General features: G+C 55.1%; 16 protein-coding genes, 2 tRNA genes and 1 CRISPR repeat array. Of the genes, 12 read left to right on the top strand and 6 right to left on the bottom strand.

The features are described 5' to 3' along the window. Nucleotides 1–2 precede the first annotated feature (2 nt). A CRISPR array of direct repeats spans nt 3–845; the repeat unit is 30 nt; unit sequence GTTTCAGAACCAGCTTGCAGTTTTGGAAAC. Nucleotides 846–937: 92 nt separating this feature from the next. The 3 genes from ACZ47M_RS05275 to ACZ47M_RS05285 all read left to right on the top strand — a co-directional run bounded on the left by ACZ47M_RS05275 (nt 938) and on the right by ACZ47M_RS05285 (nt 1,768). Continuing rightward, entirely contained in the window at nt 938–1,147 is a 210-nt protein-coding gene (locus ACZ47M_RS05275) for a hypothetical protein (protein WP_315342876.1), read from the top strand. Nucleotides 1,148–1,252: 105 nt separating this feature from the next. Beyond that, the gene (locus ACZ47M_RS05280; RefSeq protein WP_315342932.1) at nt 1,253–1,483 is read left to right on the top strand and encodes a hypothetical protein; all 231 of its coding nucleotides are present in this window, start codon (nt 1,253–1,255) and stop codon (nt 1,481–1,483) included. Nucleotides 1,484–1,531: 48 nt separating this feature from the next. Further along, the gene (locus tag ACZ47M_RS05285) at nt 1,532–1,768 is read left to right on the top strand and encodes a hypothetical protein (protein ID WP_315342874.1); all 237 of its coding nucleotides are present in this window, start codon (nt 1,532–1,534) and stop codon (nt 1,766–1,768) included. Between the two features lie 40 nt (nt 1,769–1,808). Here the strand turns inward: ACZ47M_RS05285 and ACZ47M_RS05290 are convergent, their stop codons facing one another. Continuing rightward, nucleotides 1,809–2,462, bottom strand: coding sequence for a hypothetical protein (locus tag ACZ47M_RS05290; RefSeq protein WP_315342872.1), 654 nt, complete (start codon nt 2,460–2,462; stop codon nt 1,809–1,811). A 44-nt stretch (nt 2,463–2,506) separates the two neighbouring features. Here ACZ47M_RS05290 and ACZ47M_RS05295 point away from each other — a divergent pair, with 44 nt between their 5' ends. Further along, on the top strand, nt 2,507–5,170 hold the full coding sequence (locus tag ACZ47M_RS05295; protein ID WP_315342870.1) for a DEAD/DEAH box helicase: 2,664 nt from the start codon (nt 2,507–2,509) through the stop codon (nt 5,168–5,170). A 35-nt stretch (nt 5,171–5,205) separates the two neighbouring features. On the opposite strand, the gene ACZ47M_RS05300 is transcribed toward ACZ47M_RS05295, so the two are convergent. Both ACZ47M_RS05300 and ACZ47M_RS05305 read right to left on the bottom strand, forming a co-directional pair. Beyond that, nucleotides 5,206–5,823 (bottom strand): YigZ family protein, encoded by a 618-nt coding sequence (locus ACZ47M_RS05300; RefSeq protein ID WP_315342869.1) that lies wholly within the window; start codon nt 5,821–5,823, stop codon nt 5,206–5,208. Between the two features lie 10 nt (nt 5,824–5,833). Next, nucleotides 5,834–6,286 (bottom strand): HAD family hydrolase, encoded by a 453-nt coding sequence (locus tag ACZ47M_RS05305; protein ID WP_315342930.1) that lies wholly within the window; start codon nt 6,284–6,286, stop codon nt 5,834–5,836. 130 nt (nt 6,287–6,416) lie between these two features. Here ACZ47M_RS05305 and ACZ47M_RS05310 point away from each other — a divergent pair, with 130 nt between their 5' ends. The 4 genes from ACZ47M_RS05310 (at nt 6,417) to ACZ47M_RS05325 (ending at nt 8,398) form a co-directional block, all read left to right on the top strand. Continuing rightward, nucleotides 6,417–7,223: a phosphatase PAP2 family protein gene (locus tag ACZ47M_RS05310; protein WP_315342868.1), complete on the top strand. Its 807-nt coding sequence runs from the start codon at nt 6,417–6,419 to the stop codon at nt 7,221–7,223. Nucleotides 7,224–7,265: 42 nt separating this feature from the next. Further along, nucleotides 7,266–7,342 (top strand) — tRNA-Thr (locus tag ACZ47M_RS05315). Nucleotides 7,343–7,399: 57 nt separating this feature from the next. Beyond that, complete coding sequence (locus tag ACZ47M_RS05320) at nt 7,400–7,801, top strand: DUF2240 family protein (protein ID WP_315342867.1); 402 nt, start codon at nt 7,400–7,402, stop codon at nt 7,799–7,801. A 45-nt stretch (nt 7,802–7,846) separates the two neighbouring features. After that, nucleotides 7,847–8,398: a nicotinamidase gene (locus ACZ47M_RS05325; RefSeq protein ID WP_315342929.1), complete on the top strand. Its 552-nt coding sequence runs from the start codon at nt 7,847–7,849 to the stop codon at nt 8,396–8,398. Here the strand turns inward: ACZ47M_RS05325 and ACZ47M_RS05330 are convergent. Further along, nucleotides 8,370–9,392: an AI-2E family transporter gene (locus ACZ47M_RS05330; RefSeq protein ID WP_315342865.1), complete on the bottom strand. Its 1,023-nt coding sequence runs from the start codon at nt 9,390–9,392 to the stop codon at nt 8,370–8,372. The two genes, ACZ47M_RS05325 and ACZ47M_RS05330, sit on opposite strands and share 29 nt — an antisense overlap. A gap of 200 nt (nt 9,393–9,592) precedes the next feature. Here ACZ47M_RS05330 and ACZ47M_RS05335 point away from each other — a divergent pair, with 200 nt between their 5' ends. The 4 genes from ACZ47M_RS05335 to ACZ47M_RS05350 all read left to right on the top strand — a co-directional run bounded on the left by ACZ47M_RS05335 (nt 9,593) and on the right by ACZ47M_RS05350 (nt 12,205). Next, the gene (locus tag ACZ47M_RS05335) at nt 9,593–10,279 is read left to right on the top strand and encodes a DUF4152 family protein (protein ID WP_315342863.1); all 687 of its coding nucleotides are present in this window, start codon (nt 9,593–9,595) and stop codon (nt 10,277–10,279) included. A 175-nt stretch (nt 10,280–10,454) separates the two neighbouring features. Next, nucleotides 10,455–11,744, top strand: a complete 1,290-nt coding sequence (gene tuf, locus ACZ47M_RS05340) for a translation elongation factor EF-1 subunit alpha (protein ID WP_315342861.1) — start codon at nt 10,455–10,457, stop codon at nt 11,742–11,744. Nucleotides 11,745–11,793: 49 nt separating this feature from the next. Continuing rightward, nucleotides 11,794–12,102, top strand: coding sequence for a 30S ribosomal protein S10 (gene rpsJ, locus ACZ47M_RS05345; RefSeq protein ID WP_010478195.1), 309 nt, complete (start codon nt 11,794–11,796; stop codon nt 12,100–12,102). Between the two features lie 16 nt (nt 12,103–12,118). After that, nucleotides 12,119–12,205, top strand: a tRNA-Ser gene (locus ACZ47M_RS05350). A gap of 256 nt (nt 12,206–12,461) precedes the next feature. On the opposite strand, the gene ACZ47M_RS05355 is transcribed toward ACZ47M_RS05350, so the two are convergent. Both ACZ47M_RS05355 and for read right to left on the bottom strand, forming a co-directional pair. Further along, on the bottom strand, nt 12,462–12,692 hold the full coding sequence (locus ACZ47M_RS05355; protein WP_315342858.1) for a MoaD/ThiS family protein: 231 nt from the start codon (nt 12,690–12,692) through the stop codon (nt 12,462–12,464). Nucleotides 12,693–12,739: 47 nt separating this feature from the next. Continuing rightward, complete coding sequence (gene for / locus ACZ47M_RS05360; protein ID WP_315342928.1) at nt 12,740–14,605, bottom strand: tungsten-containing formaldehyde ferredoxin oxidoreductase; 1,866 nt, start codon at nt 14,603–14,605, stop codon at nt 12,740–12,742. Nucleotides 14,606–14,800: the final 195 nt, after the last annotated feature.

A 14,800-nucleotide genomic window follows, 5' to 3' on the forward strand; every position in this document is an offset into this window, starting at 1 on the left:
TGGTTTCAGAACCAGCTTGCAGTTTTGGAAACTTCCTGGAGGAGAGTGGCTAAAAGGTTTATCGGGAGGCCCTGAATAGTTTCAGAACCAGCTTGCAGTTTTGGAAACGGGAGGCCTTGTACAAGTACTCCATCCCCCTGCTGCCAGAGGTTTCAGAACCAGCTTGCAGTTTTGGAAACCTTCTAACATCTTATACACATCAACCAAGTTTTCGTTTCAGAACCAGCTTGCAGTTTTGGAAACTCTTCCCGAGCGGGGAAGAGACCCATAGCCTCAGTCTTGAAGATATAAGTTTCAGAACCAGCTTGCAGTTTTGGAAACTCTTCCCGAGCGGGGAAGAGACCCATAGCCTCAGTCTTGAAGATATAAGTTTCAGAACCAGCTTGCAGTTTTGGAAACATCTCATGCCTTCCCACAATAATGGCTTTCATTTTCACCACCTCCAGTTTCAGAACCAGCTTGCAGTTTTGGAAACCGGACCTGAAGTTGAGAGAATTTATGCCGTCCCACAACGTTTCAGAACCAGCTTGCAGTTTTGGAAACCGGCGAACTGTGGGCGATAGTGTAGAAAGCAAACCGTTTACAAACATGTTTCAGAACCAGCTTGCAGTTTTGGAAACGTATTTTATTATCGACCCCGGTACTCTGCCATGCTCGTCTACGTGGTTTCAGAACCAGCTTGCAGTTTTGGAAACTACCGCCAGCTCCGTCGACAGTTCCTCGTTTATTACCACGAGTTTCAGAACCAGCTTGCAGTTTTGGAAACACCAACTTAGCGAACTTCAGAGCCTCTCTAACGACATTTCTGAACTCATGTTTCAGAACCAGCTTGCAGTTTTGGAAACGGGAGGGGGCCGTCCGTGGGGAGGGACTCAACCCTCCCCACGAGTTTCAGGGCTAGTAAAGCAATTGGAAACATGCAGTGTTGGTGATGCCCATGGGGATAAGGTGCTTCACAACCGCCCAGAAGGTTGGCCACGCGGTCCTCTTTGTCCTGGAAGCCGCCCTGATTCCAGTGTTTGGGCTCGGCCTGATACTGCTTTACTACCACGTGTTGTCCATACGCAGAAAGCAGGAGCATTGCAGGCTCCTGGAAGAGCAGGCGAAGCTCATCGCGGAGGAGCAGAAGCGCACGGCCGGCCGGTGACCCTTTCCTTTTAACCCGGGGCCAAAAAATTTATAAACCCCGAGGCCCGAGTTACACCGCCTGAGGGCGCCTGCACTCTTCTGCGCGGTGGTCGCGGTGTACGCAATGGATTTTGATTACTACATCCTGGAGTTAGAGAGCGTGGACGGGCCCCTCAGGGTCGAGGTGCAGTTCGAGGCGGGTGGTTTCCGCTTCGTTATCGCCAGCGGCTACGACCGCTACATCTATGAGCTCATCGACCTGACTCCTGAGAACGTCTTCCTGCTCGCCTACATCCTCTCCAAATACATCGGGCGGGTCCTCGGCGAGGAAGAGATAAGGGCCCTGCTCCGGTGACCTTTTCTTTTTTGCCCCCTTTGGGGCCTGCACGGGAGGTGTGGTCTCATGAAGGCCTGCAAGCGTTATGAGGTCTATCTGAGGAGCACCTACAGCGGCATCTTCGGGAGGTCTGTGAGAGAGGTCGACCTGTCACTCACGCTCCTCGAGGATCACGCCCGCTTCAGCGGGGTCATAAACTTTCTCCTTCCCTACTCGGAGAAGAACGCCCGCGAGCTCCTCGAGCTCCTCAAGGTTCTCGTCGAGAAGGCAGAACTTTACGCGGAGGCCGAAAACCTCCGCTGATTTTTCTTTTTTCCCGGCAGGTGAGGCACCCTCGGGGGAGCTATACGGGAACTTTTGCTACCCCGGCTAACGCCAGGGCGTCCCTCCAGTCGAAGGCCTTCGCGTTCTCGGTCTTTTCCGGGAGAATGCCCTTGTCAGGGACTATGAGGAGGTTGGTTTCCGCCCCCGCTTTATCAAACTTGTCCTCGGCCTTTCTGATGTCCTGCTTCTTGATTTTGTTCTTCCACTTCACTTCGGCAACGAGCCTGAGCCTCTTGTTCTCCACGAGGGCAACGTCAATCTCAAGTTCGGGCCCCTCCACCCGGACCGGCTGGAGTCCGTAGTGCTGGGAGAGGGGCCTCTCAAAGAAGACCTCAACGTAGTGCGGGAGCCTCTCCCTTAAAAGCTCCTCCACCTTATTCGGGGGCAAACCTGCCTCGAAAAAGCCGTACTTTGCGTTCAGGTAGTAGGCAAAATCAACCAGGGGGGAGACGTGGCGGTAGCGGTAAATTTTCCGCTTCTTCCCAAAAACGCTGATCCTCTCGAGCAACCCCATCCCAACGAGGGTTTCTAAGTACGGAGCGACCGCCCCGGGAGATGCGCTCTCTATCAACCCCTTTGAGAAAAGCTCCCCGGTAATTTCCTCCGAGCTGAGTTTTCCGTCGGCTATGACCTCAAGGATTGCCCAGTACTTCCTCGTCAGCTCCCGTAGCAAACAACCACCGCCAGCTTTTTGAGGGTTCTAAAGAAAGAAAGGCCATGTCACTCTTCGAAGCCCTCAAGCCGCTGAAGTCAGAAATAGCTAAAGTCCACGTTTTCTCACCCAGCGAGGGCGAGTTCGGGGAGTTCAGGTTCAGGAACCCAGAAATAAACGCCCTCCTCGGGGAGCTCGGCTTCACCCTCTACAGGCACCAGGTTGAGGCCCTCGAAAAGCTCTATTCCGGCAAAAACATCGTTGTAACAACCCCCACGGCGAGCGGGAAGAGCGAGATTTTCAGGCTGGCCATCTTCGACTCCTACCTCTCTGACCCGGGGCGGACTTACCTCCTCGTTTACCCCACCAGAGCTTTGATAAACAACCAGTTCGAGAAGTTCTCCCTCCAGAATTTAGCCCTCTACCGAGTAACTGGAAAAAGCGTGAGCGCGAGGATCCTCACCGGTGACGTCCCCTGGAGCGAGCGGAGGGAGCTGATCCGGGAGGAACCGAGGGTCGTCTTCACAACTCCAGACATGCTCCACTACAATGTTCTGCGCCGCTGGAGGGACTACGAATGGCTTCTGAGGAACCTGCGCTACCTCGTCGTTGACGAGCTCCACGTTTACAGAGGAATCTTCGGGAGCAACGCGGCGTGGCTTTTCAGGCGCCTGCTCTTCAGGTTAAAGCGCCTCGGGGTCAGGCCCCAGATAATAGCCCTCTCCGCAACGTTGAGGAACCCGGAGGAGTTCGCGGAAAAACTCTTCAGGGCCAAGTTTGAGGCAATAACTGAGGCGACCAACCCCTTCCCGAGGAGGTATTTGGTGCTCTTCGAGCCAGAAAACCTCGAGGAGAGAGGGCTTCTGAAGGCCATCGTCGAGAGGCTCAGCGAGGAGGGCATCAAGACCCTCGTCTTCTTCGACAGCAGAAAGGGGACCGAAAAGCTCCTCCGCTTTCTCCTGAGCTCGCCGGCCTTTTCGAGGGCGAGCACCTACAAGGGGACACTCCCAAAGAGCGTCCGCTGGGGGATAGAGAGGGACTTCAGGGAGGGCAGGCTTTCAGTCCTGCTCACCACCAACGCCCTCGAGCTGGGGATAGACGTAGGGGACTTAGACGCTGTGATAAACTACGGCATCCCGCCGGATGGCCTCTTCTCCCTGATCCAGCGCTTCGGCAGGGCTGGAAGAAAGGCCGACCGCGAGGCATTGAACGGCATCGTCCTGAGGAAGGACGGCCTCGATTACTATTACCGCGAGCACTTCGATGAGCTCGTCGAAAGGCTTGAGAAGGGCGCCATAGAGTATACGCCCGTTAAGGTTGACAGCGAGCGCATAGCGGAAAAGCACCTCCATTACCTGCTCACCGAGCTCGGGATCCTCGACTGGGACGAGCTGGACGGGTTCGAGAGGAGAATAGCCGAAAAGCTCGTCACCGAGCGTAAAGCAGACCTGGGGAAGAACCCGATAACTGGGAAGCTGGAGCTCCGCCTTAGGAGGCCGGCCCTCAACTACTCCTCTCTCAGGACAGCCAGCGACGAGAGCTTCTTCCTCGTGAAGGACGAGCCATGGATAAGGGGCGAGCTGATGGAAAAGGCATCAACGCGCGAGCTAATCAACTTCATCGACTGGCTAAGGATGAGGGGCTACATCATAGAGGAGGTCGACACCGATGAATACCACCGCTCGCTTTTGCCCGGGATGGCCTACTTCTCCAGGGGAGAGCTCTACATGGCGGCGGACAGGTTGAGCACGGGCAACTTCCACTTCATCTTCGCGAGGCAGTTAAACCGTCTCTGGGACGTCGAGACCTTGGTTAGCAAGCGCGAGGACGTTGAAATCCTCGAGGTTAAGCGAGAGAAGTCATACGGGGGAGTAACGGTAGGCCTCGGGAGGCTCAGGGTGAGGCATGTCTACACAGGCTACGCCGTTAAGGGCCTCGATACAGGAAACTACGTGGCCGAGCTGGCGAAGCTGAAGGAGATGGGAATTTTAAAGGGCGAGATCTTCTCTCCGGCGAGCGGAGAGGGGAGGGAAGACCCGGTACTCAACTGGGAGAAGTTCGCGAGGGTTGAGTTTGAGGAACCCCACGTGAGGGAGTTCGAGACAGAAGGAATATGGCTCGTCTTCCCCGAGTCGATAAGGGACGTCCCCGCCGAAGAGTTCCGGGAGTTCCTCGGGAAAGCTGGTGAGAAAGCCGAAGACATCGCGCTCCACCTCTACTGGAGCCTCGACAGGAGAAAGCTCTTCCCGCTCTACCTCGGGAGCACGAGCTTTATAATAAGAAAAACGATAGGCGACGCCCTCCAGAGGGCGGGCATAAACGACGAGGAGCTGGTCTTCGCGATAAAGAAGATGGTTGACAGCAAAGACGGGGTTGGCTCCGCGCTCCACGCGATAGAGCACAACCTCATCAAGATAGCGCCGATATTCACTTACGTTGATTCGAGGGAGCTCGGGGGCTACAGCTACGCGGCCTTTCCGGGAAAACCCTACGCTGGGATGCCGGTGGTTTTCATCTACGACGGCAACGAAGGGGGAGCAGGCCTCGCCGAAGTCCTCTACGAAAACGCCGAGAGGCTCATGGAGAAGAGCCTCGAGCACTTGAAGGGCTGCTCCTGCAAAGACGGCTGTCCGGTCTGCGTCCTCTCTCCCAGGTGCGGCACCTTCAACGAGTTCCTCGACAAATGGGGCGCCATAAGGGCCTGGGAGAGGATTTTTGGGAAGAACTGAGGGCGAGTCAGATGGTGCACAAACAAAAGCCTTTCTTACAATTCCAGCATAAAAAGCGGCCTCAACCTTGCCCTGCCCCGCGTTTTCTCGGTCAAAAGCTCCATGAGGGGCCCGGCTTCGCCCTTTCTGATCTCCACGGTGAACTTCACAAGCTCCCCGTACTCCTCGCTTACCACCTTTCCCCCGGCCTTCTCAACGGCCTCCCTAACCGTGTGAAAGAGGCTGTAAGGGAAGACCACCTCAAAGCGCTCCGTCTCGTAAACCTCAACGGTTCCCGCGTTCTCTATGGCTAAACTCGCCGCGTCGCTGTACGCTTTAACCAGCCCGCCGTAGCCGAGCTTTATGCCACCGAAGTAGCGCGTAACCACGACAACTACGTTGCTCAGGCCCCTGTTCTGTATGACCTTTAGGACGGGCTTTCCGGCGGAGCCCTTTGGTTCACCGTCATCGTCATAGCGAACCGCGAAGTTCTTCCCGTCGTTGATTAGGTAAGCGGAAACGTTGTGGGTCGCGTCACCGTGGTGGGCCTTTATCTTTGCTATGAAGGCCCTGGCTTCCTCTTCCATGTTCGCAGGGGAGGCGTAGCCTATGAAGACCGACTTCTTGACGATGAGCCGGGCCGTTCCGGGGCCCTTCAGCGTTCTGTAATTCACATCTCTCCCCTCATCCCCTCAGCGTCGCTATGAGCTTTCTCTCATCGAGGAGCATCGCTATGGCGTCTCTCACGTCCTTCACAGCTATGTCGCTCGCGAGTAGTGCATCAACGGTCGTCCCCTCGGGCCCGATGACGCAGAAAGCCAGCTCGGCCCCTTCCAGCATCGCCACGTCGTTGTTGCCGTTGCCAACCGCCGCGTAAGGGGCGTAGCCCTTCGCAACCTCCGCTTTCTCTGCCCCGTTTGATACCCTCTCAACCCTCACGGGAAGGCCCCTGAGTTCTTCCTCGAGCGTGCCAAAGGTGTCCGCGCTGAGAACCACCACCGTGTACTTATCAGCGAGCCTCTCAAGGAGGTGCTTTACCTCCTCCTCGATTCTCCCGCTCTGGCCGAGGGTTCCGTTGAGGTCGAAGAGGACTGAGCTAAACTCCAGTTTACGGTAGCCGGGTACTTCGATGTTCATTTTAATCACCGGCATCCAATGGCGTGAGTTTTATAAAAGGATTCCGGGAGTTCGGGTGCACAACTCCGCAGAGTTTTGGGGTTATTGGTGAAAAGTTTAAATACTCCTCCCCCAACCATGGTCGAGGAAAATGAAGGGCGCGGGACTGAAAGGTGGCCTCAATTCAGTGGCGGAGTCCCTCAGAGATAATAACGTCCTGGTGAGGCTTGACGGATTCCTGATACTGTACTTCGGATGGCTACTCTTCACATTTCTGTACCCGTTTATAAATGAAAGTCGGGACGTCACCAGCTACCTGCTGAGACTCCCCTTCACTTCTCGCCATTTCGTCGTTTCAACCCTCGAACTCGCAAAGAGCATTTTGCCCTTCTACTACCTGATGAAGGCCGTGTACTTCATGGGGTTCTCGAGCTCAATAGCACTGACTGTTTTCTTCGTCCTCATCTACTGGAAAGACCTGTCCTCGGCCGATGAACTCATGGCTAGATATTTCCTCTCCTATCTGCTCTGTGGAATCACTTATGTTTTCGTCCACGTACACGCGCCCCACGACGTCTATAAGCTGGACGTAGTTTCACCGAGCGCCACTTATTTAACCCAGGCCGAGTTCGTTCTCCCGTCACTTCACAACACCATAGCGGCAGTCAACGTAATAACCCTCTGGAATCACAGAGAAAAAATATGGGGCAAGGTTCTAATCGCCCTGAACTCCCTCGTCCCGTTTTCTACAATTTTTCTGGCCCACCACTGGATCTACGATGCAATTTCCGGTTTCATGCTCGCCTCAGTAATTGGAAAAGCCACCGAGGGTCACAGGATAGAACTTCCGGAGATACTGCACAGGGTCGACCCGGCCCGTATGCAGGCAATTACCCTGGCCGGTTTTGCCCTGGGTGGTTCCCTTCTTCTGATAGCCATAGCACTTCCAAAGCCATGACGGGAAAAACTTATAAACCCCCTCACCCCCTTTCAAACGGGTGCCGGGGTAGCCTAGCTCGGTAGGGCGGCGGACTCGTAATCCGCAGGTCCCGGGTTCAAATCCCGGTCCCGGCTCCATATTCCTTCTCCGGCAGGTTTTTATATCTCCAGGGCATATTTAACCCCGGTGATCCTGTGCACCCGCTTAGGAAGGCGATAAGCGTTAAAGGATCTAAGGAGTTTTCCCGAAACGAGCTCGTTGGCCTGCTTGCCTTTACGCTCAGGATAATGAGTGTTAAGGAGGCCAAGGAGTCCGTTGATGAGTGGATAAAGCGGGGCCTCATCGAGGAGAGAGAAGGCGTCCTTCTGGTGAAGGAGGAAGCCCTGGACGAGAGCATTAAGGGTGAAGACCTCTTTGAGGAAATGGCTCAATTTGTCTCCTCTTCTCTGGGGCTTGGGCGGGATGAACTCATGACTGAGCTTGAGGAGTTCTCAAAAAGGTACGGCAACCTCGACAGGAAGCTCGTTCTGTATCTCTTCGGGCTGGATAGAGGGCTGGACATGTCAAAGTTCAGGGACAGGCTCAGCCTTGAATAACGAAAACCTAATTTAGCCACTGCCCAACATTCTACGGTGATGAACATGTCCCGGGAAGCCCTTATTGTAGTCGATATGCAGAGGGATTTCATGCCCGGGGGAGCCCTTCCGGTTCCGGAGGGGGACAAAATAATCACAAAGGTCAACCAATGCATCAAAAAGTTCCAGGAGCGGGGCGCGCTGGTAGTTGCCACGAGGGACTGGCATCCTGAGAACCACATCAGCTTTAAGGAGCGGGGAGGTCCATGGCCAAAGCACTGCGTTCAGAACACCCCGGGGGCAGAGTTCGTTGTCGAGATTCCGGAGAATGCCGCTGTAATATCAAAGGCAACGGAGCCAGATAAGGAGGCATATTCCGGTTTCGAGGATACGGAACTCAACGAAATCCTGCAGAAAAACGGGGTTGAGCGGGTTTACGTCTGTGGTGTTGCGACGGAGTACTGCGTGAAGGCAACGGCCATGGATGCTCTCAAGCTTGGCTACGAAACCTGCATAATAGTGGACGCCATCAGGGGGATAAATCCAGAGGGAGAAAAAAGAGCCCTGGAAGAGCTCCAGAAGGCCGGGGCTAAGCTGGTTGAGTGCGAGAAGCTTTAGCCACTCTCTGCCTGTTTTTCCACTCCTTTAAAACCACCAGGGCCAGGCTCAGGATTATCGGACCCAGAAGAATCCCCTTGAGACCAAAAGCCCAGGTACCTCCAACCATGCCTATGAAGACTATCGTCTCGTCAAGATCAGCACCCCTGGCGACCAGCTTTGGGCGTATAGTGTAGTCGGGGAGAGGGGAAACCAGGGCCGCGCCGTAGATGGAAATCCCAATGGCCAGGAGGGGAGATCCGGAAAGGTAAAGGTATACAGCCCCAACAGCCCACAGCATCCACCCCTCAAGCAGGGGGACGAAGCTGAAAAGGAACGTCAAAAAGCCCGCAACCAGGGCAGTGTATAGATCCGAGACCCCAAAGATAATGTACCCCAGGGTCATCAGGATACCCTTCGCGACGTTGAGAAGCAACCACGCCCTGACGAGGGCGTTCATCGTTTTATCCAGGTTCTCAAGAAGCTCAAAAACAAAGTCCTTCTGCTCTTCTGGAACCAGTTTGAGGATGAACGGGATCATGTCACGGGCATAGGCCAATGTATAGTAAAACGTGAGCAAAAAGACAAAGAACTGGAGGATGTAACCCGGAACAGAAAAGGTAAATGACGAAACGTAATCGGCCAGCATGGGCATCAAGTTTGCCCTGAGGTTCAGGACAAAACTGGAGACCGAAGGAGGCAAATTAACGGACAAAAGCCAGTTAAATACATCGCCGACGTTTCTGTAAAATGTCCGGAGAAGGTTTATGGCCACCGTTGCCAGAACAGCGAAGATCAAAAGGCCCAGAACGATCATAAGTAGGGTCATGAGGAGGGCAGATTTCAGTGGGCCAACTTTCGCTTCAAGCCTTTGGTGAACGGGATACACAATATACGCCAGAGTGAAGGCAAAGAACACCGGAGTCACAAGCGGGCTTACGGTCTTCCACGAGATGACCAGAATGACCAGGACAATGGCGAGCAAAAACAACGGCCACTCTCTCCTGGTTGTCATATCCCCACCGGAAAGGTTTTAATCGCCCGACGTTATAAGAGTAACTCCGGTGGAAACATAAACCTGACCAGTGAGCCCCTCTACCTGTGGGGTGATCACTGAAAATCCCGAACAGCTTTTGAGGCCATGGGGGGATGATGAGTTTGCCGAGTACTGAGGGGTGATGACCAAAAGGTTCTGACCTTCATGGAGGTGAAAACATGAGAATAGTTGCCGCTGACACCGGAGGGGCGCTTCTCGACGAGGGGTACAACCCTGTTGGGCTCATAGCAACGGCCGCGGTTTTAGTTGAAAAACCCTACAGGACTGCAACGGTGAGCAGAGTCAGGTACGCGGATCCTTTTAATTATGACATGAGCGGCAGGCAGGCCATAAGGGATGAGGCAGTTCTGGCAGTTGAGCTGGCAAGAGAAGTAAAGCCCGATGTTGTCCACCTGGATTCCACCATTGGGGGGATAGAAGTCAGGAAGCTTGACGAACCAACGATAGAGGCTTTGAGCATAACCGACCGAGGAAAAGAAGTGTGGAAAGACCTCGCAAGGGATCTCCAGCCTCTGGCGAGAAAGTTCTGGGAGGAGACGGGGATAGAGATAATAGCCATTGGAAAGTCCAGCGTTCCCGTCAGGATAGCGGAGATATACTCCGGCCTCTATACCGCCAGGTGGGCCATAGAGTATGCCAGGAAAAATGGCGAGGTAGCCGTGGGACTGCCAAGGTATATGGAAGTCGAAATCCTTGAGGGGGAGATTGCCGGAGCAAGCCTTGACCCGAGGGAGGGGGGACTCTTCGGTAGGCTATTTACCAACACCGAGGGCATAGAATGGGAACTTTACCCGAACCCGCTTGTTAGAAAGTTCATGGTTCTCGAAGTTTGGAAGAGGGATTAGCACGGACAAAAACCTCACTAGTTAACTTTTTAAACCTCTCACCCGAGTTGACCCACGGAACTCGTGAGGTCCCCTCGAAAAAGGTGGGTTTCCCGCCCGAGGGGGCCGAGGTTCGAAAGATTTAAAAAGCCATCCTACTCAGCCGGAGTAGACCAAAATATGGAGGTGTTTGGAAATGCCCAAGGAAAAGCCCCACATTAACATCGTCTTTATTGGACACGTCGACCACGGTAAGAGCACCACCGTTGGAAGGCTGCTCTTCGACACCGGCAACGTACCGGAGACCGTCATCAAGAAGTTCGAGGAGATGGGTGAGAAGGGTAAGTCCTTCAAGTTTGCCTGGGTCATGGACAGGCTCAAGGAAGAGAGGGAGAGGGGTATCACCATTGACGTTGCCCACAGCAAGTTCGAGACCCCGCACAGGTACATCACCATCATTGACGCTCCAGGCCACAGGGACTTCGTTAAGAACATGATCACCGGTGCCAGCCAGGCTGACGCCGCTGTTCTCGTTGTAGCCGCCACCGACGGTGTCATGCCCCAGACCAAGGAGCACGCCTTCCTCGCCAGGACCCTCGGTATCAACTACATAATCGTCAGCATCAACAAGATGGACGCGGTCAACTACGACGAGAAGAAGTTCAAGGAGGTTGCCGAGCAGGTCAAGAAGCTCCTCATGATGCTTGGCTACAAGGACTTCCCGATTATCCCGACCAGCGCCTGGGTAGGTGACAACGTCGTCCACAGGAGCGACAAGATGCCCTGGTACAAGGGTCCGACCCTCTTTGAGGCCCTCGACCAGATCCCGGAGCCGCCGAAGCCGACCGACAAGCCGCTCCGCATCCCGATCCAGGACGTCTACTCAATTAAGGGTGTCGGTACCGTCCCGGTCGGCCGTGTCGAGACCGGTATCCTCCGCGTCGGTGACATCGTCATCTTTGAGCCGGCCAGCACGATCTTCCACAAGCCGATCCAGGGTGAAGTCAAGTCCATCGAGATGCACCACGAGCCACTCCAGGAAGCTTACCCGGGTGACAACATCGGTTTCAACGTCCGTGGCGTTGGTAAGGATGACATAAAGCGCGGTGACGTTGCCGGACACACCACCAACCCGCCGACCGTCGTCAGGCCGAAGGACACCTTCAAGGCCCAGATCATCGTCCTCAACCACCCGACCGCTATCACCGTCGGCTACACCCCGGTGCTCCACGCCCACACCACCCAGGTGGCAGTCAAGTTCGAGCAGCTCCTTGCCAAGCTCGACCCGAGGACCGGTAACATCGTTGAGGAGAACCCGCAGTTCATCAAGACCGGTGACTCAGCCATCGTCCTCCTCAGGCCGACCAAGGCAATGGTCATCGAGCCGGTCAAGGAGATCCCGCAGATGGGCAGGTTCGCCATCCGTGACATGGGCCAGACCGTCGCCGCCGGTATGGTCATATCCATCCAGAGGGGCGAGGAGTGACGCCCTTCTCTGACTTTCCTTTCCTTCCTTAACCTCAGGAGGGACGGAGATGCAGAAGGCAAGGATTAAGCTCGCCAGTACGAACATCAGGGCCCTCAACGAGGTCACCGACCAGATCAAGCAGATCGCGGAGAGAACCGGCGTCAGGATGAGCGGTCCAATACCGCTCCCGACCAGGAGGATCAGGATCACCACGAGGAAGAGCCCCGACGGGGAAGGATCTGCGACCTTTGACAGGTTCGAGCTCCGCGTTCACAAGAGGCTCGTCGATATTGAGGCCGATGAGAGGGCCATGCGCCAGATCATGCGCATCCGTGTTCCCGAGGATGTTACCATTGAGATCGAGCTCGTCTCCTGATTCCTCTCATTTATGCGCCGGGGTAGCCTAGCCTGGGAAGGCGCTGGCCTGGAGAGCCAGTGGGCGTTAGCCCGCCAGGGTTCAAATCCCTGCCCCGGCGCCATACAAACTTTGCTTGCGCAAAGTTTGATCAAAGTTGGCGTGCAAGTTCAAGTTACTTGTTTTTAGAGGCTGTTTATAGCGCTCCACAAGGCTTCATTAGGACGCCAGAATGCGAGTTTTAGAGTGCACGCTAACCTTTCCCATCTGTTTTATGAGGAAGGGTGCTCTTTTGGTGAAGCTTTTTCTAAAGCTTCCTGTATTCTCAAACTCCCGAAGCCTACTCAGAAATAGAAACCACAGCAAAGAAACGAAAAGCCTTAACCCCCGCTCAGAACGGGCATCACCTTGATCTCGTCGGTCTCTTCAACTTCAGCATCGCCCCTCGCGGGGTGGCCGTTTATCATGATGACCTTGTCATGGAACTCGTCGTACCTGGGTATGACCCCGCGGAGGAGCTCGTCGACGGTTTTCCTACCCTCAAGCTTAACATTGAGCTCCCTCGCCCCAGCTAAATGGGCAAAAGCCCCCATGAGCTTTATCCTGACCATCTCACACCACCGCAGGGATTCCTCAAGCGTAAAAGAGAAAAAGGAAATCACTCGAGCTTCGTGACCTTCTCGAGCTCCGGGATGACCTCTTCGAGGCCGAGCTTCCTGAGGGTTTCTTTCTTCGGGATTCCGCGCTCGTCCCAGCCCCTTATCCTGTAGTACTCGCTGAGCAGACCGTCGTACTTCTCCCTGTCGAGGTGCTGGCCTCTGTAAGGTCCGCTCTTGAGGCCCTCGGTGAACCACCTCTTCGGCGGGTAGTCCATGTGCCTGCCCCACTTCCCACCGAGCTCCCTGACCCAGTAAGCCCTTATGAGGGCGTAGACCCTGTCGGCCGCGTTATAGAGGTCGTCCCACGTGTACCTGACGCCCGTGATGGCCTCGAGGAGCTTCGGATAGTAGTCGAGGCTCAGGCCGACCTCGACCCATGGGAGCCTGCACGCGGTGAGCATCTCGAAGAGACCGCCCCTGAGGCGCTGGAGCTCTACGACCTTGGCGGCCTTCACTGGGTCATAGGTTATGTTGTACTCGACCTTCTTGGCCTTCTCACCCTCTATCGGAGCCGTGCCGATCTCCCAGGCGATGACCCAGGCTTCCTTGTGGTGGGCGCCGATCGAGCTGGTAGCGTAGGCAAGGGCCATCGCCGGGTAGATGTAACAGTTGTATCCGCTGACCTCAAGGCCCTTGACGTGCATGGCGAAGTCCTCTGCGTTGAGCTTCTCCGCCATCCTCATGACGCCCTCCGCCGCGAGGTTGCCGAGCTCTCCCCTGCGGTAGGCGATATCGAGGGCGAGCTGTTTGGCCTTCTTGAAATCACCGAACTCCGGAGCGGCGTCGTCCTTAATCAGGCCCCTCTCCTTGGCCTCCATTATGAAAGCTATTGCACCACCGAGGCTTATCGTGTCCATACCCATGTCGTCTGCAATCCTGTTGAGGACAGAAACCTCGTTGAGCTTTCCGATTCCGAGGTTTGAGCCGAGTAATGCCACGTTCTCGTAGTCAAGCTCGCTCTCCTGGCCTTCGGCGTCCAGAACTACGTTTCCACAGGGCATGTTGCAGTAGGGACAGCCGCGCTGCTTGACCTTCATGCCCTCCATGGTGTAACCGTCTATTGAGCGGGCGAACTCGAAAGAACCGTCCTGGAAGTTCCTTGTCGGCAGGGCGGAGTTTTCGTTGGTCCATTCAACGGTCGCCATCGTTCCCTGCCTGTGCCAGAAGGGATAACCGGGTGAGTTGAGGATGGCGTTGTAGGCTTCCTGGGAAAGCTCCCTGAGCTTCTCCTTATCTGCAACGGGTATCTCCTTGGTGCCCTTTATGACTACTGCTTTGAGCTTTTTGCTCCCCATGACGGCACCCATGCCAGGCCTTCCCGCTGCCCTGCCCTCCTGGGACATCACGACTGCGTAGCGGACGAGGTTCTCTCCGGCCGGGCCTATGCTGAGAACCCCAACGTTCTTGCCGTGTATATTCTTGAGCTCCCTCTCGGTCTCGAAGGTGCCTTTGCCCCAGAGTCCCTCGGCGCTGAGTATGCTCACGTTGTCGTCCTCAATATAGAGGTACACCGGCTTCTTGGCTCTACCTTCGACGACTATAGCGTCATAGCCGGCCTTCCTCAGGTGAACGGTAGCCATGGTTCCGAGGTTGCCATCGCCGTAGCCACCGGTGAGTGGGCTTTTAGCCGCTACCACCATCTTTCCGCCGCTTGGGGTTGGAAGACCGTTGAACGGGCCAGAAGCGAAAACGAGCTTGTTATCAGGCCCAAGTGGGTCAACGTTCTTGGCCTCGTTCCAGAGAATCCACGCGGCCAGGCCTCTACCGCCTATGAACTTCTTAGCGACCTCTTCGGGGTACTCCTGCACCCACACCCTGTTGTTGGTCAGGTCAACCCTGAGGATTCTTCCCCACCAGCCTTTCATTGCCATGAGGTAATCACCTCGAAGGATTTTCGGCTCGAGGGATATAAGGCCTTCGCAAAAGGAAGCGTTTACATAAGATGCACAGTTAAGTTCATCTGTTAACCAAACCCGGGAGCCATGATGGGGGATGGGCAATTGGTTAAAACTGCTTCTGTACTAAAATATCGGCATTAAAGCCTCTTTTAGTGCACTGAA

The sequence above is a fragment of the Thermococcus waiotapuensis genome, from assembly GCF_055384795.1.